At 65.3% G+C, this 22032-nt stretch carries 13 protein-coding genes and 1 pseudogene; 6 read left to right on the top strand and 8 right to left on the bottom strand.

Annotated elements, in window-relative coordinates; genetic code table 11:
- Window positions 1-171: 171 nt before the first annotated feature.
- The 6 genes from LCM4576_RS16590 to hutI form a co-directional block, all read right to left on the bottom strand.
- Window positions 172-8751 (bottom strand): GH36-type glycosyl hydrolase domain-containing protein, encoded by an 8580-nt coding sequence (locus LCM4576_RS16590; protein WP_071033190.1) that lies wholly within the window; start codon window positions 8749-8751, stop codon window positions 172-174.
- Between the two features lie 269 nt (window positions 8752-9020).
- Window positions 9021-9608, bottom strand: a complete 588-nt coding sequence (locus tag LCM4576_RS16585; protein WP_071033189.1) for a HutD family protein — start codon at window positions 9606-9608, stop codon at window positions 9021-9023.
- 115 nt (window positions 9609-9723) lie between these two features.
- Window positions 9724-11397: a urocanate hydratase gene (gene hutU / locus LCM4576_RS16580; protein WP_198540258.1), complete on the bottom strand. Its 1674-nt coding sequence runs from the start codon at window positions 11395-11397 to the stop codon at window positions 9724-9726.
- A 31-nt stretch (window positions 11398-11428) separates the two neighbouring features.
- Entirely contained in the window at window positions 11429-12244 is an 816-nt protein-coding gene (gene hutG / locus LCM4576_RS16575) for an N-formylglutamate deformylase (protein ID WP_071033187.1), read from the bottom strand.
- A gap of 220 nt (window positions 12245-12464) precedes the next feature.
- The gene (gene hutH / locus LCM4576_RS16570) at window positions 12465-14000 is read right to left on the bottom strand and encodes a histidine ammonia-lyase (protein ID WP_071033186.1); all 1536 of its coding nucleotides are present in this window, start codon (window positions 13998-14000) and stop codon (window positions 12465-12467) included.
- Window positions 13997-15226 carry an imidazolonepropionase gene (gene hutI, locus LCM4576_RS16565; RefSeq protein WP_198540257.1) on the bottom strand — a complete coding sequence of 410 codons (1230 nt, stop codon included), beginning with the start codon at window positions 15224-15226 and terminating at the stop codon, window positions 13997-13999. Before hutI ends, hutH begins: the two co-directional genes overlap by 4 nt.
- Before the next feature lie 97 nt (window positions 15227-15323).
- Here hutI and LCM4576_RS16560 point away from each other — a divergent pair, with 97 nt between their 5' ends.
- Entirely contained in the window at window positions 15324-16679 is a 1356-nt protein-coding gene (locus LCM4576_RS16560) for a formimidoylglutamate deiminase (RefSeq protein ID WP_071033185.1), read from the top strand.
- A gap of 15 nt (window positions 16680-16694) precedes the next feature.
- Window positions 16695-17443 (top strand): annotated as a pseudogene (gene hutC, locus LCM4576_RS16555) (histidine utilization repressor).
- A gap of 199 nt (window positions 17444-17642) precedes the next feature.
- On the opposite strand, the gene LCM4576_RS16550 reads toward hutC, so the two are convergent.
- Window positions 17643-17987, bottom strand: a complete 345-nt coding sequence (locus LCM4576_RS16550; RefSeq protein WP_071033184.1) for a RidA family protein — start codon at window positions 17985-17987, stop codon at window positions 17643-17645.
- A 221-nt stretch (window positions 17988-18208) separates the two neighbouring features.
- On the opposite strand from LCM4576_RS16550, the gene aztA reads away from it, so the two are divergent.
- The 4 genes from aztA to LCM4576_RS16530 all read left to right on the top strand — a co-directional run bounded on the left by aztA (window position 18209) and on the right by LCM4576_RS16530 (window position 21366).
- On the top strand, window positions 18209-19033 hold the full coding sequence (gene aztA / locus LCM4576_RS16545; RefSeq protein WP_071033183.1) for a zinc ABC transporter ATP-binding protein AztA: 825 nt from the start codon (window positions 18209-18211) through the stop codon (window positions 19031-19033).
- Window positions 19033-19908, top strand: a complete 876-nt coding sequence (aztB, locus tag LCM4576_RS16540) for a zinc ABC transporter permease AztB (protein ID WP_071033297.1) — start codon at window positions 19033-19035, stop codon at window positions 19906-19908. Before aztA ends, aztB begins: the two co-directional genes overlap by 1 nt.
- Before the next feature lie 28 nt (window positions 19909-19936).
- On the top strand, window positions 19937-20878 hold the full coding sequence (gene aztC, locus LCM4576_RS16535; RefSeq protein ID WP_071033182.1) for a zinc ABC transporter substrate-binding protein AztC: 942 nt from the start codon (window positions 19937-19939) through the stop codon (window positions 20876-20878).
- Between the two features lie 149 nt (window positions 20879-21027).
- Window positions 21028-21366 carry a TIGR01244 family sulfur transferase gene (locus tag LCM4576_RS16530; protein WP_040986559.1) on the top strand — a complete coding sequence of 113 codons (339 nt, stop codon included), beginning with the start codon at window positions 21028-21030 and terminating at the stop codon, window positions 21364-21366.
- On the opposite strand, the gene LCM4576_RS16525 is transcribed toward LCM4576_RS16530, so the two are convergent.
- The gene (locus LCM4576_RS16525; protein ID WP_040986687.1) at window positions 21363-21830 is read right to left on the bottom strand and encodes an Lrp/AsnC family transcriptional regulator; all 468 of its coding nucleotides are present in this window, start codon (window positions 21828-21830) and stop codon (window positions 21363-21365) included. The genes LCM4576_RS16530 and LCM4576_RS16525 overlap by 4 nt on opposite strands.
- Window positions 21831-22032 lie beyond the last annotated feature (202 nt).

Genomic DNA, 22032 nt, shown 5'->3' with positions numbered 1-22032 from the left:
CGGCAAAATAATGGCACTTGGCTCCCGCTGCCACATTTTTAATCACAAGCTGCTTGCTTAGCCTGCCCTAAAGGAAGGCACACGATCGGGCACAGGGGCCTTGCCAAGTAAAAAACGGCGATCGGCCGCGCACCCCGAGGGATGCGCGGCCGACAAGCCAAGCCTTTGATTTTACGCAGGTATCCTGACGACGACCTCGGTCTTGCCGCCGGCCTTCGGCTCGAAAGACGCCGATTTTTTCTTCGAGCCGTCGACTTCTAGCGAGATCGACTTGGTCTTTTTGTCGCGGATGACGCGAAGCTTGATCTCGCCGTCGAACATCTTGAGCGTCGCGGCGTAGCCATCCCAGTGCCCGGGCAGCTTCGGTCTAAACGTGAWCTCCTTGCCGCGCCGCTCGATGCCGAGGATGCCTTCCACCGCGGCCCGGTAAAGCCAGCCGGCCGAGCCCGTGTACCAGGTCCAGCCGCCGCGCCCCCCCTTGCCTTCGCCGGCATAGATGTCAGCGGCCACCACATAGGGTTCGACGCGGTAGTGCTCGGCCGCCGCCTCATCCGAGGCGTGGTTGACGGGGTTCAGCATCGAGAAGCAGCGATAGGCCTCGTCGGTGCGGCCCATCTCGGCCAGCGCGATCACGAACCAGGTGGCGGCATGGGTGTACTGGCCGCCATTCTCGCGCACGCCCGGCGGATAGCTCTTGATGTAACCGGGATCCTTCTCGCTCTTCGAGAAGGGCGRCGTGAACAGCTTGACGATCTTGAGCTCGTCATCGACCAGCATCTCGGTCGCCTGTTCCATGGCCGTCGTCGAACGGGCCGGATCGCCCTCGCCCGACAGCACGCTCCAGGACTGGGCGATCGAGTCGATCTTGCACTCGTCGGAGTTATGCGAACCGAGCGGCGTGCCGTCGTCGAAGCTGCCGCGCCGGTACCATTGGCCGTCCCAGGCGGTGCTTTCCAGGGCCCGCTTCAGCGCATCCGCGTGCTTGGACCAGGCCTGCGCCCGCTTGGTGTCGCCCTGCCCCTTGGCGACGGGCGCGAAGTCGGTGAGCGTCTTCAGCAGGAACCAGCCCAGCCACACGCTCTCGCCCTTGCCGCCCTCGCCGACACGGTTCATGCCGTCGTTCCAGTCGCCGCCGAGGATGAGCGGCAGGCCGGCGGGGCTGCTGCGCTTGATCGCCAGATCGAGCGCCCGCGCGCAGTGGTCATAGAGCGGCGCGGTGTTCTTGGTGACTTCCGGCGTGAAGAAGGCGTCGTGCTCGCCCTCGCCGAGCTCCTGCCCGTCGATGAAGGGCAATTGCTCCTTGAGGATGCCGGCATCGCCCGTCACCTCGATGTAGCGGGCCGTCGCGTGCGCCAGCCAGACGACATCGTCCGAGATCATGGTGCGCACCCCGGCATCGGTGCGTGGCAGCCACCAGTGCTGCACGTCGCCTTCCGGGAACTGCCGGCGCGCGGCATTGAGGATCTGGTCACGCGCCAGCTTCGGATCGTGCGCCAGAAGGGCGAGCGTGTCCTGCAACTGGTCGCGGAAGCCGAAGGCGCCGCTCGCCTGGTAGAAGGCCGAGCGCGCGCGGATGCGGCAGGCCAGGCTCTGGTAAGGCAGCCAGTGGTTGACCATGGCGTTCATCGCCTCGTCCGGCGTCTCGACCTGGATGGTGTCGAGGAAGCCGCGCCAGGCCYTTTCGTTATCGGCCAGGCGCTGGTCAAAGTCCTTACCGCGATGGATTTGCGCCAGCGCGCTTGCCTCGGCGGGCGTGGCCGCGTCGCCAAGCAGCCAGAGCAGCGTGACGTCGCCGCCGGCCGGAATGTCGATGTCGCTGGCGAGAACAGCGCAAGGATCGTCGCCCGCCTCGATACGGCCGGAGAGCGCAAGTCCACCGAGCACGGCCTGCGGATATTCGGTCGTGCCGTGCCTGCCGATGAATTCGGAGCGGTCGGCGGTCACCGAATGGACCGGATGACTTGCCGCCAGGAAGGCGACGCGCTCGCCGAAGTCGAGCCCATAGGGGTTTTGCGCCAGCATGGCGCCGGTCGCTGCGTCCCGGGAGGGCACGATGGTCGCCGCGGTGYGCGAGCGATGGCCGCCCAGCACCCACTCGGCATAGGCGTAAATGCGCAGCCGCGCCGGCGCCGGGCCGGCATTCTGGATGCGCAACCGCGTGATCTTCACCGGATCGGTCGGATCGACCACCTGCGTCAGGTCCATCGACAGCGGCCCGCGCTTCGAGCGGAAGGTGGAGAACCCCTGCCCGTGCCAGGTCTCGTAGGTCATCGACGGATCGCGCACCACTGCCGCCATCGGCGAGAACGCCTTACCGCTCAGCTGGTCATAGATATAGAAGCCCTCGCCCGGCCGGTTCGACACCGGATCGTTCGACCACGGCGTCAGCTGGTAGTCGCGGCTGTTGCGGCTCCAGGTGAAGCCGGYGCCTTCCGCCGAGACGTGGAAACCGAAGGAGGGGTTGGAGATCACGTTGATCCAGGGCTGCGGTGTCACACGCCGTCCGGTCAACCGCGTCACATAGTGGCGGCCGTCGCCGTCGAAGCCGCCAAAGCCGTTCCACAGGCTGAGACCRCTGCCATCGGCGGCGATATCGCCTCCACCCTGACTTGCCGGCACCGGCAAAGGCAGCGGCGGAGCAGGTTCGCGCGGCGAACCGCCCTCCGCCTGCAGCAAGGCGTCGCGCGCCTGGAGGGCCGCCGTCTCGGCGCGTTCGAGCTGATCGAAGATCGTGCCGTTGCGGGTGTGAAGAACCACCCGCGCGACCGACAGCAGGGTCTTGTAGATCGGCTCGTCCATCAGGTCGCGGCGCACCGCGAAGATGTGCTGRCGAGGCCCGAGCTCACGGCCGCGCAGGCGGCTGTTCTCGCACAGCGTCTCCACCGCGCGCTGCAGGTCCTGCACATAGGACGAGGCCTGCTCGTTGACGACGACGAAGTCGATCATCATGCCGCGGGCACGCATGTATTCCTGGAAGCGCAACGCCTGGGCGACGATCTCGAGATCGGCGACGTCGCCGATGCGCACCAGAAAGATCGGAAAATCGCCGGAGATGCTGGTCGGCCACAGRCTCGACTGGCGGCCGAGGCCGGAAGCGATGGATTCGGCCGGCAGGCGCAGGAACGGATCGGGATAGATCAGGTAGCGCGCCAGCTTCTGCACATTGGCGGCGTCGGTGAGGCTCAAGCCCAGATGGCGCGTCTGCACCTGGCTGCGCGTCCAGGCGAGCATGGCCTGGCGGGCGAAGCTCTCCTGGTGGTCGAGGCGGGCGATCGCCTCGTCGAGCTCTGAGCGATTGGCGCCGACGGCGGTCCAGAAGGTCAACGAGATCTTCTTGTTGGCCGGCACGCGCACCTGGCGGCRCAGCGCCGCCACCGGGTCCAGCGTGAAGCCCTGGCTGCCGGAAAGCCGGACGCCGGGGTCGAAGGCGACGGCATCGGCGATGGTGCGGCCTCGGCCGATGAAGGCGCRCCGGTCGGTCTCGGCCTCGGCATCGCGCGACGGGCCCGACGGATCGGTGACGAAATGCACCATGGTGAGGTCGGGGTCGTTCTTGTCGCGCTTGCGCCTCGTGGCGAAGATCGCGCCATTGTTCGGCGCGATCTCGGTCTCGACGAACATCTTGGAGAAGGCCGGATGGGCGTTGTCGGAAGCCTCATTGCCGAGCACCAGCTCGGCGAAAGAGGTCACCTCGATATGCCGGTCGATCGGGCCATCATTATAGAGCGTGATGCGGCGGCCTTCGCCATTGCCTTCGGAAATGACGATGCATTCGACTTCGGAACGCAGCGAGCCGACGGACTTGGTGAAGCTCGCCTTGTCGTCGCCGAACAGCGTCTGGACGCGCTCGCCCTCGGCGCGCTTCGGCTCGGCGGTGGCCGACCACCAGTCGCCCGTCGCGGTGTCGCGCAGGAAGATGTAGGAGCCGAGGCGATCCTCGCTCGGATCCGGCTGCCAGCGGGTAACGGCAAGCTCGCCGAAGCGGCTGTAGCCGGAGCCCGTCGCGGTGACCATGACCGAATAGCGGCCATTGGACATGACGTTGGTCGCGCGCAGYGCCTTGATGGGATCGAGGATGACGCGGCTGTCCGGGCTTTCGGCCTCGGTCTCGTCCTTGGAGCGCTCGTCGGCCTCCGTCCTGACGGTTGCCGTCGGAATGTCGCGCGGCGCCTTCTCCTGCAAGAGAAGCTCGGCCGACTCGATCACCGGATCGCTGTGGAAACGCTCGCGCAGCCGGCCCTCGAAGATGGCGTCGGCAACGGCGGCGATCGACATGCCGGAATGGTGCGCCATGTAGTTCTGCACCACGGCGTGGTCGGTGCCTTCGGGCACGCGCTGCGGCGTGAAATCGACCGCGTCGTAGAAACCGTGGCGGCCAAGGGCGCCGATCGAGCGCAGCCGCTGCAGGTTCTGCACCGCCTCGCRCGGGCTGAACTGCGCGGCCAGGATCGTCGCATAGGGCGCGATCACGGTGTTCTGGCCAAGGCCGCGCTTCAGRCCGAGGCCGGGCACGCCGAAATTGGTGTATTGATAGGTGAGCTCGCGGTCGCGGGCGTTGTAGGCCGCTTCCGAAATGCCCCAGGGCACGTTCTTGGAACGCGCATACTGGATCTGGCGCTTGATGATGAGCTTGCTGGTCTGGTTGAGGATCGAGCCCTGCGGCTCCTTCATCACCAGCGGCGGCATCAGATACTCGAACATCGAGCCCGACCAGGACATCAGCGCGCCCTGGAAGCCGATCTCGACGATCGGCCGTCCCAGACGGAACCAGTGCTCGGTCGGCAGGTCGCCCTTGGCGATGGCGAACAGGCTGGTGAGCCGCGCCTCGGAGGCAAGAAGGTCGTAGCAGCTCTCGTCGAGCTGGCGGTCCTCGACGCGGTAGCCGATCGAGAGCAGCTTGCGCTCCTGGCGCATCAGGAAGGAGAAATCCATCTCGAAGGCATAGCGGCGGCAGCGCTCGCGCAGGGCGAGCAGCTTGGCGCGCAACGCGGCGACGGCGCTCTCGTCATTGTGCGAATCGTGCACATGCGCCTCGCAGGTCGCCTCGAGCCTCGCCGCCCAGTCGGCGATGACATCACTTTTCGGCGAGGCCGCCTCGGTGTGGATGGCGGTGGCGAGCTTGCGGATCTCGCCGGCAAGAACGGCAAGGTTGATGGTGCGGATCGACGCCATTTCGGGCTGCGCCTTGATGGTCGCAACCGCGCGGCGCATGCCGTCGAGACGGTCGGCCAGGCGCTGGCGCAGCGGCCGCAGCTGCCGGCGGTCGTCCGGCAGCTCGTCCAGGCTTTCGTCGAGAATGGTGACGGTGTCGATGATGCCTTCGAAATCGCCCTGCAGATGCACGGACGGCGCTTCGGCCCATTCGGCGCAGGAGGCGGCAACGGCGACCAGATGTCCGGCGAGATTGCCGCTGTCGACCGCGGAGATATAGAGCGGATAGAGCGGCTTCAGCGTCGTCGTGTCGTACCAGTTGTAGAGATGGCCGCGTTCGCGCGGCATGTTCTCGATGGTCGTCATCGTGGCGTCGATGCGGGTGATGGCGTCCGACAGGCTGATCCAGCCGAAATCGCGCGCCGWCACCACCGACAGCAGATAGACGCCGATATTGGTCGGCGAGGTGCGCGGCGCCACCACCGGCGCCGGGCTTTCCTGGAAATTGTCCGGCGGCAGGTGATGCTGCTCGGGCGTGACGAAGGTCTCGAAATAGTGCCAGGTGCGGCGCGCGAAGGTGCGCAGCGCGTGGATGTCGGCGGTCGAGATGCGCAGCCTGTCCTCGGTCTCGGCCGAACGGCTGATCCAGCAGGCGACGGCGGGGRAAGCGATCCAGAAGATGGCGAAGAAGAAAGCGACGAAGGCCCCGGTGGAATCGGCGAGCACCGGAATGGCGAGGCCGACGACGCCGACGATCACCGCGCCATACATCATGCCGTAATAGGCGCCGAGATCGTTGCCGCCCTTGGCCGCCTGCGAAGCGGTGCGCCATTCGAGCAGGTTCTGCCGGCTGACGAAGAGCCGGTAGATGGTGCGGATGATGGCGTCGCCCATCATCCAGGCGAGATGCGCCATCAAGAGCACTTTCAGCGCCACCAGCGCGGTGCCGAACACGGTATCGCGCGCCAAAGCGGAGAAATGGCCGCGCGGCGTCTGATCGCCGCTCTTCGGCAGGATGCCGTTCACGATGTCGAAGGTCGGAGCCATGAACAGGGTGAGGATCAGAAGCGCCTGCCACTGCGCGGCCTGAGTGAAGGGCAGCAGCGTCCAGCCGGCGACGCAGGCCATGACCCAGAAGATCGGAGTGACCGAGCGGCGCAGATTGTCGACCATCTTCCAGCGCGACAGCGCCGGCACGCCGGAGCGCGGGTCGAAGATATAGCCGAGCAGCTGCCAGTCGCCACGCGCCCAGCGGTGGTGGCGCGAGGCGTCGACCGAGTAGCGGGTCGGATAGTCCTCGACCAGCTCGACGTCGGTGACCAAAGCGGCGCGCGCCAGCGCGCCCTCGAGCAGATCGTGGCTGAGGATGGTGTTTTCGTCGATGCGGTTCTTCAGCGCCGCCTCGAAGGCGTCGACATGGTAAAGGCCCTTGCCGGTGAAGGACCCGTCGCCGAAGACGTCCTGATAGACGTCTGAGACGGCAAACACATAAGGGTCGAGACCACGATTGGCAGAGAAGACGCGCTGGAAGAAGGAGGCGTCGTCGCCGCTGGTCAGCGAGGCCGTGATGCGCGGCTGCAGGATGGTGTAGCCGGCGCTGACGACGCGCTTGACCGGATCGAAATGCGGACGGTTGAGCGGATGGGCGAGCTTGCCGACAAGGCTCGAAACCGCGTCGCGCGTGGTGCGTGTGTCGRCGTCGAGCGTCATCACATAGACGACCTTTTCCGGCAGCGGCACGTCGAGCGGCAGGAAGGTGGTGTCGCTGTCGCCGCGCAAGAGAAGATTCAGCTCATGCAGCTTGCCGCGCTTGCGCTCCCAGCCCATCCAGCAGCCCTGCGCCTGGTTGTAGAGCCGGCGCCGGTGCAGGAGATAGAAGCGCGGCGAGCCTTCCGACGGATAGCGCGCGTTGAGCCTGGCGATCTCGTCGCGGGCATATTGCAGGATCTCGATGTCGGCGGCGTCGATCTCGGTCTTGGAATCCGGCCAGTCGGACAACAGCGYGAAATGGATCTCTTCGGCAGTGTTGGYGAGGTGGTGCACCTCGATGTTGCGGATGTTTTCCTCGACATCGTCGCGCGAGCCGATCAGCGAGGGCACCACGACCAGCGTGCGCGCCCCGGCYGGAATGCCGTGCTTGTTGTAGTCGTAGCCGACAAGCCTGGTCGGCTTGAGGAACAGCGCCACCACGGTGTTGAAGAAGGCCAGCGCGCCCTCGCTTGCCGGCAYGGCGAACAGCGCCAGCATCAGCGTGATCGATTCCACCGACAGGCCGAGATTGGCGAGCGCCCTGCCCGAGAGCACCAGCAGCAGCACCGTCAGCAGGAAGACCGGCACGACGATGCCCAGCCAGCCGGCGCTGGCAAAGCCGCGCTTGAAGGTCACATAGAAAGGCGGGCGGTAGCCGATCGCTTTTTCCAGTTCCTGCCGGCGCGGCCCGACCAGGAAGAAGCCGACATCGGTATGCACGGYGGGGTCCGCCGTCTCCGGCACGCCGGACGCATCGGTGAGCCCGGGCGTATGACCGGCAAGCTCGATCGCCTTTTCGGCGACGCGGTATTCGGAGAGATCCGAGCGGCGTGCCAGCTGCTCGATCGCGGTGCGGTACTGGTCGCGCGAGAAGAAATCGAGGTCGGCGAAATCGGTTTTTTCACGCAGCAGCGTGTCGATGCGGCTGACGCCTTCGAACCAGACCGTCCAGTCGACGTCGTTGATGAGGCGCAGGCCGCGAATGATGTTGCCGGTGGTGACGTTGCCCGAAGACAGCGTCTGATGCTCGGAGATGATGATCTCCTCGGCGTCGGAGCCGCTCTTCTCAAGCTCGCCTTCCAACCATTCCAGCGCGCGGCCGGCATTCTGCGACCCGTCGCGCAGGCGGTAAAGCAGCTGTGTGGCGAAAGTGGTGTCCTGCGCATGCGCGCTGTAGTTGGACAGGATCCTGGTGCGGTCGGCATTGTCGTCGGTCGCAAGCACCCGGTCGGCGACCTCGTTTGCGGTCTGGCGCATCTGCCTGGTACGCTCGACGCGCACGGCGATGCGGCGCAGGTTCTCGATCAGCACGAAGCGCAGCAGCGACGGCAGCGCCCAGAGTTCGCCGATCTTCATCGGCTCGACCGACTGGAAGCCCTCGACGATCGCCTTGAACATGTTGGCCGAGACGGAGCTGTCGGAATGCTCGACATAGCTCCAGGCAACGACGAAGGCGCGTGGCAGCACCGTGCCGTCGCCGAGTGTCAGCGTCGGCAGTTGCCGGTAGAAGCGGCGCGGCAGGTCGCGCTTGACCTGGAAGATGGTCTCCTCGACCAGGTAATTGTTGTCGAGCAGCCATTGCGCGGCCGGCGTGATGGTCTCGCCCTTGGCCTGGGCCGCATTGGTCGAGCGGTAGACTTCGAGAATCTTCTTGGCGCTATCGCGAATGCGGGCCTGGAACTCGAACGGGGCAAGGCCGAACAATTCCTTGACCTCGCCCTTGGCGAGCGCGACGCCCAAGGCGCGCAGCCGGTCCTCAGGCAGGAAATTGGAGCGTATCGGCGCTTCCGTCACCGTCGGGAAGCCGGCGCTTGTCTGTTCGATTTTGTTCGGATTCGTCTGAATGTTCATTGAAAATTCCGTAAGCGGGGGCGCAATGCGGCGTCACCGCCACGGCAATGGCCCTAAAACCGGTTCAATTGCAATTGGTTGCATGATTGATCGGCCGAAAGTTTGTTTTGCGCACCACAATGGGGGCGTGCCCTTTCGACAGCTCATGGGCGAACGCCCCTCGCTCTCCGCCCCGGTTGGATCAGGGCAAGGATTCAGGCTTTTTCGTGATACATGCAAGGGGCCGGGCGATAATTCGCCTGAGCCGCGATCATGTTTGGAAACAGCCGTTAACGGTTGGCGGCGAAGCGGTGGAGCCCGATCACGAAAAGCAGGCCCTGCCCCTTGGGCTGAAGCCGCAATTCCGGCCTGTCCCGGTCGACGATCAGCATATCGAGTGGTTCCAAGCTCGGCCCATCGTCCGTGAAGAGCGTGGCGCCGGCGCCGACGGCAAGAACGAGCGTGGCGTCGGCGTGCGGCGCGAGGCGAATCTCGGCGGAGAAAGGCCGGCGCTCGACCTCATGGGCCATGYGGCCACGGCGGGTCATGATGTTGAGATCGGTGATCGGACCGCCGATCAGCGCAGCACTGGTCGGCACGTCGCCCGGAAAGGCGAATGGCACTGAGGCTGTGGTCAGCCGCGTCGGAGGCAGGCCGGCGACGTCGAGGACAATCCCCTCGCCCTCCAGCACCGACAATGTTCGGTCGATGCCGGCGAAGCTCGAGAACGGTCCGCTGGTTTCGACGCGGGCCATGGAGATGCGCCAGTCGAAATCGTCGAGCCCGGCTCGTTCCGGCGAAACGGCGATCTCGGTGGTCGTGCCGCCGCCATTCTTCCACGGCATGACGCGGTAATCGACGGCACGGAGGATGCGCATCGGCTTAGAGCCGGACGATTTCAAGTCGATTCGACCTGAAATCGTCCGGATCTGTCTTCTTGGTTTGGAGCATGATGTTGTCCGAAACCCGTTTCACACTTTTCGGCATCATGCTCTAGCCCAGTATGCCCGGCAGGTTGAGCTGGTGCTCCTTGGCGCATTCAATGGCGATGTCGTAGCCGGCATCGGCATGACGCATGACGCCGGTCGCCGGGTCGTTCCACAGCACGCGCTCCAGACGCCTGGCCGCTTCGGGCGTGCCGTCGGCGACGATCACCATGCCGGCATGCTGGGAGAAGCCCATGCCGACGCCGCCGCCATGGTGCAGCGACACCCAGGTGGCGCCGGAGGCGGTGTTGAGCAGCGCGTTGAGCAGCGGCCAGTCGGAAATGGCGTCGGAGCCGTCCTTCATCGCTTCCGTCTCGCGGTTCGGCGAGGCGACCGAACCGGAATCGAGGTGGTCGCGGCCGATGACGACCGGCGCCTTCAGTTCGCCCTTGGCCACCATTTCGTTGAAGGCGAGGCCGAGCCGGTGGCGGTCGCCGAGGCCGACCCAGCAGATGCGCGCCGGCAACCCTTGAAAGGAGATGCGCTTGCGCGCCATGTCGAGCCAGTTGTGCAGATGCGTGTTGCCGGGGGTGAGCTCGCGCACCTTGGCGTCGGTCTTGTAGATGTCCTCCGGATCGCCCGAGAGCGCGGCCCAGCGGAACGGACCGATGCCGCGGCAAAACAGCGGCCGGATATAGGCCGGCACGAAGCCCGGGAAAGCGAAGGCGTTCTCAAAACCTTCGTCCTTGGCGACCTGGCGGATGTTGTTGCCATAGTCGAGCGTCGGCACGCCGGCGTTCCAGAACGCCACCATCGCCTCGACATGCTCGCGCATCGATGCACGGGCGGCTTTCTCGACGGCCTTCGGATCGGACGTGCGCTTCTCGCGCCATTCGGCCATCGTCCAGCCCTTCGGCAGATAGCCGTTGATCGGGTCGTGCGCCGAGGTCTGGTCGGTCAGAATGTCGGGGCGGATGCCGCGCTTGAACATCTCCGGCACGATCTCGGCGGCGTTGCCGAGCAGGCCGACCGACTTTGCTTCGCCGGCCTTGGTCCAGCGATCGATCATTTCCATCGCTTCGTCGAGCGTCTCGGCCTTCTCGTCGAGATAGCGGGTGCGCAGGCGGAAATCGATCGAATCCGGGTTGCACTCGATGGCAAGACAGGAGGCGCCTGCCATGACGGCGGCCAAAGGCTGGGCGCCGCCCATGCCGCCGAGACCGCCGGTCAGGATCCATTTGCCCTTGAGGTTGCCGTTGTAGTGTTGGCGGCCGGCCTCGACGAAAGTCTCGTAGGTGCCCTGAACGATGCCTTGCGTGCCGATATAGATCCAGGAGCCGGCCGTCATCTGGCCGTACATCATCAGGCCCTTCCTATCGAGCTCGTTGAACTTCTCCCAGGTCGCCCAGTGCGGCACGATGTTGGAGTTGGCGATGAGCACGCGCGGCGCGTTGGAATGGGTCTTGAAGACGCCGACCGGCTTGCCGGWCTGCACCAGCAGCGTCTCATCCTCGCCAAGCGTCTTCAGCGAGACGACGATGCGGTCGAAATCGTTCCAGGTACGCGCCGCCCTGCCGATGCCGCCGTAGACGACCAGCTCGTTCGGGTTCTCGGCGACCTCCGGGTCGAGATTGTTCATCAGCATGCGCAGCGGCGCCTCGGTCGTCCAGTAGCGGGCGTTGAGCTTGTCGCCGCGCGGGGCGCGCACTTCGCGGATGTTGTGACGAGGATCGGTCATCATTGTCCCTTTCAAGCGAGGCGGGCGGCGCTGGTCAGCGCCCGGCCCAGTCAATGGCGGTTTCAAGGATCGTTTTCAGCGTGGCGCGGATCGGCGCCGCGTAGCTGGGGTCGTAGGGCTCGGGCCAGTTTTCCGGCGAGCCCTTCTTGTTCGGCTCGCGCATGTAGCCACGGTTGGAGAGTTCCATCTGCAGCGCATGGACGCCGTTCTCGGGCCGGCCGAAATGGCGCGTGATCCAGCCGCCCTTGAAGCGGCCGTTGACCACCCAGCTCTCGCCAGTCGCGGCGAGGATCTCCGTCACCCTTGCCTGCAGCGACGGATCGGTGCTCCTGCCGTCATTGGTGCCGAGATTGAAGACCGGCAGTGTGCCTTCGAAAAGGCGGGGCAGCACCGAGCGGATCGAATGGCAGTCGTAAAGCACGATGTTTTCGTGCATGCCACGCAGCCGGTCGATCTCGGCYTGCAGGGCGTCGTGGTAAGGCGCGAAATAGGTCTCGCGGCGCTCATCGATCTCTGATGGCGTCGGCTCATCGCCCATGCGGTAGAGGGGATCGCCATCGAAGGTATCCGTCGGGCAAAGGGTCGTCGTCGCCTGGCCGGGATAGAGCGGGACGCCGGACGGGTCGCGGTTGAYGTCTATAACGGTGCGAGAGATGGCAGTATGCACGACGGTCGCGCCGAGATCGGCTGCAAAGTCATAGAGTTTGTCGATCCACCAGTCGCAGTCGCGTCGGCCGAGCCAGGTCGAGACCAGGCGGGAGTCGAGGCCGGCCAGATCGATGCCGGTGTGCGGGATCGAGACCAGAAGGGGGGCCGTGCCCTGGGTGACGGTGAGCCATGAAGGGGTCATGCGAGACCTCCGCAAGTTGGAGCTCTACGGCGCCCCCCTCTGCCCTGCCGGGCATCTCCCCCACGAGGGGGGAGATTGGCTGTTTCGGCGCCTCGCTCCATCCTACCACGTCGGTGATTGGCGAAGGCCGACGCGACGGCTGATCTCCCCCCTCGTGGGGGAGATGGCCGGTAGGCCAGAGGGGGGCGCGAAGGATCGCGACCTATCAGGGCGTTCAATCTCACGATGCAATCCCCGGCAGCTTTACCGCGCCCGCCGCATTCACTGCCGCGCCGCTGCGGACCAAGGCGATCGCCTTTTCCATGTCGGGATGGAAATGGCGGTCATTGTCGAGATGAGGCACCTCGGCCCGGACCAGCTTGCGCACCGCCTCGAGGGCTTCGCTCGAAGCGAGCGGAGCGTGGAAATCGCAGCCCTGTGCAGCTGCCAGGAGTTCAATGCCGATGACGGCGGTCGCATTCTCGATCATGCCGAGCAGGCGGCGCGCGCCGTGCGCGGCCATCGAGACATGATCTTCCTGGTTGGCCGAGGTCGGAATGGAATCGACGCTTGCCGGATAGGCCTTCTGCTTGTTTTCCGAAACGAGCGCAGCCGCCGTCACCTGCGGGATCATGAAGCCGGAGTTCAAACCCGGCTTGGGCGTCAGGAAAGCCGGCATGCCGGACAGCGCCGGATCGACCAGCATGGCGATGCGCCGCTCCGACAGCGAGCCGATCTCGCAGACGGCAAGCGCGATCATGTCGGCGGCGAAGGCCACCGGCTCGGCATGGAAATTGCCGCCCGAAAGCGCGGTGTCGTCCTCGGCGAAGATCAACGGGTTGTCGGTGACACCGTTGGCCTCGGTTTCCAGCGTGTCGGCGGCCTTGCGCAGCACGTCGAGCGCGGCGCCCATCACCTGCGGCTGGCAGCGCAGGCAATACGGGTCCTGCACGCGCTCGTCTCCGACGCGGTGCGATTCCCGGATGGCGCTGCCGGCCATGAGATTGCGCAGCGCATCCGCCGTTTCGATCTGGCCGCGATGTTTGCGCAGCAGGTGGATGCGCGGATCGAAGGGGGCGTCCGAACCTTTGGCAGCGTCGGTCGACAGCGCGCCGGCGACCAGCGCGGACTGGTAGAGCGTCTCGGCCTCGAACAGGCCGGCCAGCGCGAAAGCGGTCGAGAACTGCGTGCCGTTGAGCAGCGCCAGCCCCTCCTTGGCGCCGAGCGTCACTGGCTCCAGCCCATGCGAGACGAAGGCGACCTTGGCGGGGAAGCGGCCGTGCGGGGTAAAGCACTCGCCGACGCCGATCATGACAGCCGTCATATGCGAGAGCGGCGCGAGGTCGCCGGACGCGCCGACCGAGCCCTGCGCGGGCACGACGGGGATGACGTCGTTGGCGAGCATCCCTTGAAGCAGGTCGATGGTCTCGGCGCGCACGCCGGAAGCGCCCTGGGCAAGGCTGGCGAGCTTGAGCGCCATCATCAGCCGCACCACTGGGACCGGCATCGGCTCGCCGACGCCGGCCGCATGCGACAGCACGATGTTGCGCTGGAGCGTTTCGAGATCGTCGGCCGGGATGCGGACGCTCGCGAGCTTGCCGAAGCCGGTGTTGATGCCATAGACCGGCTCGCCCTTGGCGAGGATGCGGGCGACCGCCTCAGCGCTGGCTTTGATCTTCGGCCGGCAGGCGGCGTCGAGCTTCGGCACGGCCCCGCGATAGATGGCGCGCCAGTCGGCAAGCGTCGCGCTGCCGGGCTTCAGGGTCAGTTCCGTCATTGTCCTCTCCAGATACGGGCATGGAGCGGATTGAAGCCCATGCGGTAGACGAGTTCGGCCGGGCGTTCGATGTCCCAGATGGCGAGATCGGCCGATTTGCCGGCCTCCAGCGTGCCGGTCTGTTCCAGCAAGCCCAACGCGCGCGCGGCCTCACGGGTGACGCCGGCAAGGCATTCGTCGACGGTCATGCCGAACAGCGTCGCAGCCATGTTCATGGTGAGCAGCAACGAGGTGAGCGGCGAGGTGCCGGGATTGCTGTCGGTGGCGACCGCCATCTTGACGCCGTGGCGGCGGAACAGGTCGACCGGCGGCTTCTTCGTCTCGCGGATGAAATAGTAGGCGCCGGGCAGGATGGTCGCCACGGTGCCGGCCTTGGCCATCGCCGCGGCGCCCTCCTCGTCCGTGTATTCGAGGTGGTCGGCCGACAAGGCGCCATAGCGGGCGGCAAGGGCCGCGCCATGCAGGTTGGAAAGCTGGTCGGCATGGAGCTTCACCGGCAGACCGAGCGCCTTGGCCTTTTCGAAGACACGCGCCATCTGCTMCGGCGAAAACGCAATGCCCTCGCAAAAACCGTCGACGGCGTCGGCGAGCTTTTCGGCAGCGACTGCAGGCAGGATCGTGCCGGCGACGAGATCGATGAACGCATCCTTGTCGCCCTTGGCTTCCGGCGGCAGCGCATGGGCCGCAAGGCAGGTCGTACGGACCGTGACCGGGCGCTCGTCGGCCAGGCGGCGGGCGGCGCGCAACGACTTCTTCTCGTTGTCGGCATCGAGACCGTAGCCGGACTTGACCTCGACGGTGGTGACACCTTCGGCCAGCAGCGCGTCGAGACGCGGCCGCGTCTCGGCGACAAGCTCGTCCTCGCTCGCTGCGCGCAGCGACTTGACCGAGGAGACAATGCCGCCGCCGGCGCGGGCCACTTCTTCATAGGTGGCGCCGGCCAACCGCATTTCGAATTCGTTGGCACGGTTGCCGGCATAGACCAGATGCGTGTGGCAATCGATCAGCCCTGGCGTGATCCAGCGGCCCTGGCAATCGACGACCTCGGCGCCCTGCCCGGTTGCAGCCGGCATATCGGCCTCGGGGCCGGCATAAACGATCAACCCGTCGTGCGCGGCGACCGCGCCTTTCTCGACGATGYCGAGACCGGCARCACCCCCGGCCATGGTCGCCAGGCGCGCATTGCGCCAGACCCGATGGCCGCTCTTCCCGTTTGCTCCACCCATCATCTTTTCCATTTGCTTGGATGACGATTATGTATATACATATTGGAACGCGACGCAAGTGATAATGTCGCCTGGGCATTCAGATTCGGAGAGGAACGTGACGGCGATCTTTGCGGAACAGGCGCTGCTGCCCGGCGGTTGGCAGGACAATGTCAGGATCGCTTTTGAAGATGGCCGCATCTCTTCAGTCGAAGTCGGCGCTTCCCCTCAGGCGGGCGACGAGCGCCACGCCATCGTCCTGCCGGGCATGCCCAATCTGCACAGCCACGCCTTCCAGCGCGGCATGGCGGGTTTGGCCGAGCTACGCGGCCCTTCGACCGACAGTTTCTGGAGCTGGCGCGAGGTGATGTACCGCTTCGCGCTGTCGATGACGCTGGACCAGGTCGAGGCGGTGGCGGCGCAACTCTATGTCGAGATGTTGGAGGCCGGCTTTTCGCGCGTCGGCGAATTCCACTATCTGCATCACGACCGCGACGGGCAGCCTTACGCCAATATCGCCGAGATGGCCGAGCGGATCGCCGCTGCCGCGGCAGATACCGGTATCGGGCTGACGCTGCTGCCGGTCTTCTATGCCCATTCCGCCTTCGGGGGCGCCGCTCCCGGCGATGGCCAGCGGCGATTCATCAATGATGTCGAGCGTTTCGGGTGCTTGCTTGAGAAAAGCCGCGAGGGCGTTCGCTCATTAGAACAGGCCGTCGTCGGCGTCGCGCCGCATAGTTTGCGCGCCGCAACGCCGGACGAGCTCAATGCCGTCGCTGCGATGGCGCCGAACGGGCCCATCCATATCCATGTCGCCGAACAGGTGAAGGAGGTCGAGGACTGCATCGCCTGGTCGGGCAAGCGCCCGGTCGAATTCCTGCTCGCCAATGCAAAGGTGGACCAACGCTGGTGCCTGATCCACGCCACGCATATGACCGAGGCCGAAACGGTTGCGATGGCCCGGACCGGTGCGATCGCCGGGCTCTGTCCGATCACCGAGGCCAATCTCGGCGACGGCACTTTCGCGGCCCCGCTCTTCATCGAGCAAGGCGGCCGCTTCGGCGTCGGTTCCGATTCCAATGTGCTGATCGGCCTGCCGGACGAGCTTCGGCAGCTTGAATATTCGCAACGCCTTGTCCACCGCGCCCGCAACGTGCTGGCGCGGGCCGGCGGCTCGACCGGGCGGGCTCTGTTCGATGCGGCGCTTAACGGCGGCAGTCGGGCGCTTGGGGCAGGTCCTTCACAGATTGCCGCCGGCTGCCCTGCCGATCTCGTCTCGCTCGACCAAAACCATCCATCGCTGGCCGGCAAGGCAGGCGATGCGATCCTCGATGCCTGGATCTTCGCCAATGGCGGCACGGTCGATTGCGTGTGGGTGCATGGCAGGAAACAGGTCAGCGGCGGCCGGCATGCGAAGCGCGAAGCTGTCGCCGCGCGGTTCCGCGAAGTGATGACCGCATTGTCGCAAGGCTGAAGCAGGATCCATCCGATGAGCCTGGTCGAGACAGACGATGTCGAGGGCGGCGAGATCCTCTCGCTGCACCAGCGCATCTTGTCCGACATCCGTGAAAAGATCCTGTCGGGCGCTTGGGCGCCTGGACATCGCATCCCCTTCGAGCACGAGCTGACGGCTCAGTACAATTGCTCGCGCATGACGGTGAACAAGGCGCTATCGCAGCTGGCCAAGGCGGGGCTGATCGAGCGTCGCCGCCGTTCCGGCAGTTTCGTCCGCCAGCCGCAGTCGCAGGCGGCGGTGCTGGAGCTACACGACATCAGGATCGAGGTCGAAGCCCTTGGCCTTCCCTATCGCGCTATGAGCGGCTGGAGCGGGTCAAGCGGCGCAGCGGCGCCGAGGACCGCGCGTTGCTCGGGCTTTCAGCATCAGGTGCGGTGCTTGCGCTGGAGGGTCTGCATTTTGCCGGCGAACGGCCATTCGCGCTGGAGCAGCGGCTGATCAACCTTTCCGCGGTGGCCGAGGCAGCCGAAGAGGAGTTTCTCGATATCGCGCCGGGCCCCTGGCTGATCGGCCGCGTGCCGTGGAGCGAGGCCGAGCACCGCATCCGCGCTATGGCGGCGGACGAGGCAATCGCCGATGCGCTCGACATCGATCCCGGCGCCCCATGCCTGGTGGTCGAGCGCCGCACCTGGAGCGCCGAGCATCCGGTGACGCATGTGCGCTTCATCTATCCGGCGGAGAGCCATACGCTGGTGGCGAGGTTTACCCCGTCGCAGGGATAGCGCCAGCGCTCCCTTCTCCCCTTGCGAGAGAAGGTGGATCGGCGCGCAGCGCCGAGACGGATGAGGGTGCTGGAAGAAACGAGGTGCTGAAGAAAAGAGTGCTTCAAGCGCCCACTTCTTCCACGCCGCGATCCTCCAACACCCCTCATCCGGCCGCTTCGCGGCCATCTTCTCCCACAGGGGAGAAGGAGAAGTCGGCTCAGATTGCCGCGGTGATGATGATCTCGACCAGATATTCCGGGCCGGCAAGCTTGGCTTCGCCGGTGGCGCGCGCCGGGGTGTGGCCCTGCGGCACCCACTTGTCCCATTCCGAGTTCATCTCGGCAAAGGTCTTCATGTCGTCCAGYCAGATGATCGCCTGCACGATCTTGGTCTTGTYGGTGCCGGCCTTGGCCAGCAATTCGTCGATGGTCTTCAGGATGTCGCGCGTCTGGGATGCGACGTTGCCGCCGGGCTGACCGACCTGGCCGGCCAGATAGACGGTGTTGCCATGAATGACGATCTGGCTCATGCGCGGGCCGACATCGATGCGACGAATGCTCATTGGAGGTTCCTTCGTTGTGGGAGTCGCTGCTCTTTAGAGTCCCGGCCGGCGCGGGGCAAGGCCGGCGGGCGCGAAACCAATTGAGCCAATTGTCCGGTTCCGAACGGCCCGCCTACACGGTGAGTTGACCGGACGTGTCACAATTCCGCCGGACCGCCATGTTGACTAATGTAATAACATCACATATCGACGGCGTACTCGAATTCGCGGACCGACGTTTGATGACCAATGCCTGCCTGACCTTCCGCGACCTGACGCTTGGCTATAACAGCCATCCGGCGATCCATCATCTCAATGGCATCGTGCGCAAAGGCTCGCTGACCGCCGTGGTCGGCGCCAATGGTTCGGGCAAGTCGACGCTGATGAAGGGCATTGTCGGCGTGCTGAAGYCGATGGAAGGCGCGGTGGTCCGCATGCCGGGCGTGCGCACCGCCTATCTGCCGCAGCAATCGGAGCTCGACCGCTCCTTTCCGGCGCGCGTCGTCGATCTGGTCTCGCTCGGCCTATGGCCGAAGCGCGGCATRCTTGGCCGCTATACGAAAGAGGATCGCGAGTCGGTCAGCAGGGCGCTGATGGCGGTCGGACTCGGCGGCTTCGAGAAACGGCCGATCGATACGCTGTCGGGCGGCCAATTGCAGCGCACGCTGTTTGCCCGCGTGCTTTTGCAGGACGCCGACCTCATCCTGCTCGATGAGCCGTTCAACGCGGTCGACGCCAAGACGGTCGGCGACCTCATCCAATTGATCAAACGCTGGCATGGGGAGGAGCGCACCATCATGGTCGTCGTCCACGACCTCGATCTGGTGCGGCAGAATTTCCCCGAAACGCTGCTGCTTGCCCGCCAGCCGGTCGCCTGGGGCGACACAAAGGAAACGCTGCGGCCCGAAAACCTGCTCAAGGCACGGCGCTTCCACGAGGCGTGGGAAGAGAACGCGCCCTGGTGCGAGCCCGAGGATCATGATCATAGCCATGATCACGCGCATCACGATCATGCGCATGATCACCATCACGACCACCAGCACGGCTCCGGACCGAGGGCGGCGTGATGGATTTCGTCTACGGCCTCTTCATCGCGCCCTTTGCCGATTTCGCCTTCATGCAGCGGGCACTGTTCGGCTCGCTGATGCTGTCGCTCGGCGCCTGCCCGGTCGGCGTCTTCCTGATGCTCAGGCGCATGAGCCTGTCGGGCGACGCGATGGCGCATGCCATCCTGCCGGGCGCGGCCGCCGGCTTCCTGCTCTATGGGCTCGAGATCCTGCCGATGACGGTCGGCGGGCTGATCGCCGGCATCATCGTGGCGCTCGGCGCGGGCGCCGTCTCGCGCTTCACCATCCAGCGCGAGGACGCCTCGATGGCGGCCTTCTATCTGATTTCGCTGGCCGTCGGCGTGCTGATGGTGTCGATCCGCGGCTCAAGCGTCGACCTCATGCATGTGCTGTTCGGCACGGTGCTCGCGCTCAACAATGAGGCGCTGATCTTGATCGGCGGYATCGTGGCGGTGACGCTCGCCTGTCTCGCTATCTTCTGGCGCGCGCTGGTCGCCGAATGCCTCGATCCGCTGTTCCTRCGCTCGGTGAGCCGCATGGGCAGCCCGGTGCATTTCATCTTCCTGGGCCTGGTCGTGCTCAACCTCGTCGGCGGCTTCCAGGCGCTGGGCACGCTGCTCTCGGTCGGGCTGATGATGCTGCCGGCAGCCGCCGCCCGCTTCTGGACGGTGCGCGTCGAGCCGATGTGCGCGCTGGCCGTGCTGATCGGCTTTGCCTCCTGCATCGCCGGGCTGCTTTTGTCCTACCATGCGTCGCTGCCCTCCGGCCCCGCGATCATCCTTTCGTCCGGCGTCGTTTATTTCTGCTCGATCCTGTTCGGCACGCGCGGCGTGCTGCGCGCCCGCATCGTGCATCACCGACACCGCACCGCCTGACCCCATCCCCAAGCAAGGAGACCACCCAATGCTGAAATCCTTCCGTGCCGCGCTGGCGTTGAGCGTTATAACATTAAGCGCATTCGCAACATCCTCCGCTTTCGCGGCACCGCTGAAAGTGGTGGCAAGCTTCACCGTGATTGCGGACTTTGCGAAAAATGTCGGCGGCAACCGGGTCAACATCACCACCATCGTCGGGCCGGACGGCGAYGCGCATGTCTATGAGCCGAGCCCGGCCGACGCGGTAGCGATGGCAGGCGCCGACGTCGTGCTGGTCAACGGCTTGCATTTCGAAGGCTTCCTGCAGCGCCTGGTTGACGCCAGCGCCACCAAGGCCGCGATCGTGACGCTGACCAAGGGCGTGACGCCGATCGACTTCAAGCCGGAATTCGCCGACGCGGACGCGGCCGAAGGGGCCGACACCAGYGGCGGCAAGACCGTCACCGACCCGCACGCCTTCCAATCGATCGCCAATGCCAAGATCTATGTGAAGAATATCGCCGAGGCGTTCTGCGCGGCCGACGCCGAGGGCTGCGACAGCTACAAGGCCAACGCCGCCGCCTACACTACCAAGCTCGATGCGCTGGAAGGCGAAGTGAACGCGGCAATCCAGTCGATCCCACAAGCCAAGCGCGTCGTCATCACCTCGCATGACGCCTTCGGCTATTTCGAGCATGAATACGGGCTGACCTTCCTGGCGCCGCAGGGCATCTCGACCGATTCCGAGCCRTCGGCCGCGGACGTCGCCAAGCTCGTGGAGCAGATYAAGYAGGACAAGGCGGCGGCGATCTTCATCGAGAACATCACCAATCCGCGGCTGATCGAGCAGATCGCCGGCGAGACCGGCATCAAGGTCGGCGGCACGCTCTATTCGGACGCGCTGTCGGGATCGGACGGCCCGGCCTCGACCTATATCGACATGATGCACAACAACATCACGCAGATCAAAGGCGCGATCCTGGGAAGCTGAGCGACGCGGCAGCCAACCGGGTCGAAAAACGGCCCGGTTGGATTTTTCGATCGGTCGTCGCTATTTGGCAGGGAATTCCTTTAATGCGGATTGCCGCCCTTCTCCCGGAGTGGCAAGACTGCCGCCAAAGAGATCGCGAGGACGACACCATGGAATACCGCCAGATCAGCGACGACTATTCGGTCTCCGGCCAGATCCAGCCCGAGGATATCGCCGCCATCAAGGACGCCGGCTTCAAAAGCGTGATCTGCAACCGGCCGGACGAGGAGCAGCCCGGCCAGCCTTCGGCCGGAAGCATTCAGGCCGCAGCCGAGGCGGCCGGGCTTGCCTTCCGCTACATCCCCGTGATCAGCGGCCAGATCACCATGGACAATGTCGAGGACCAGGCTGCCGCGCTGGACGAGCTCGAAGGGCCGGTGTTCGCTTATTGCCGTTCAGGCGCGCGCTGCACCAACCTTTACGGGCTGATCCAGCAGCAGCGCGGCTAAATAGGCAGCGCACCGGTTTCCTTGAGTGTTTCCAGCACGATCGCCGTCTTCACGTGCTGCACGGATTCATGCGGCAGGAGCACGCCGTTGACGAACTCCGACAGTGATTTGAGGTCGGGCGTCACGACCTTCAGGATGTAATCCATCTCTCCCGTTAAGGCGTGCGCCTCCTGCACCTCGGGCAGGCGAGCCACCAGTTCGCCGAAGCGGCGGGCATTGTCCCGGTTGTGGGTGGCCAAGGTCACCGAGATGACGTTGACCAGCGAAAAGCCCAGACGGTCGCGGTCGAGCACCGCGCGATAGCCCTTGATATAGCCGTCCTCCTCCAGCCGCAGACGGCGGCGCGAGCATTGCGAGGGCGACAGGTTCACGCGCTCCGCCAAATCGTTGTTGGTGAATCGCGCATCGTCCTGCAAAAGCGCCATTATCTTGCGGTCGAATTGATCGAGGCGCGCATCATCCATGAATTTTTCTCCATTTATGCACGGTTTGCGCGCATGATGCGCATTTCAAGCGGTTGAATGCAAGCACCGTGCGGAGGTGTCGGGCTATCATGGTGAAGATGGTCAAGCCCGGCCAAAACAGCTTTCGGAGGACTGCCATGGGCCCCTTCCCGCACGACGCCCCACCCGCCAAGATCAGCAAGCAGAACCCCGCCGGCACCGA

The organism is Mesorhizobium sp. LCM 4576, from assembly GCF_001854815.1.
Lineage (GTDB): Bacteria > Pseudomonadota > Alphaproteobacteria > Rhizobiales > Rhizobiaceae > Mesorhizobium > Mesorhizobium plurifarium.
Note: the sequence above shows the minus strand (reverse complement) of the source record. Positions and strands in the feature narration are given on the sequence as shown.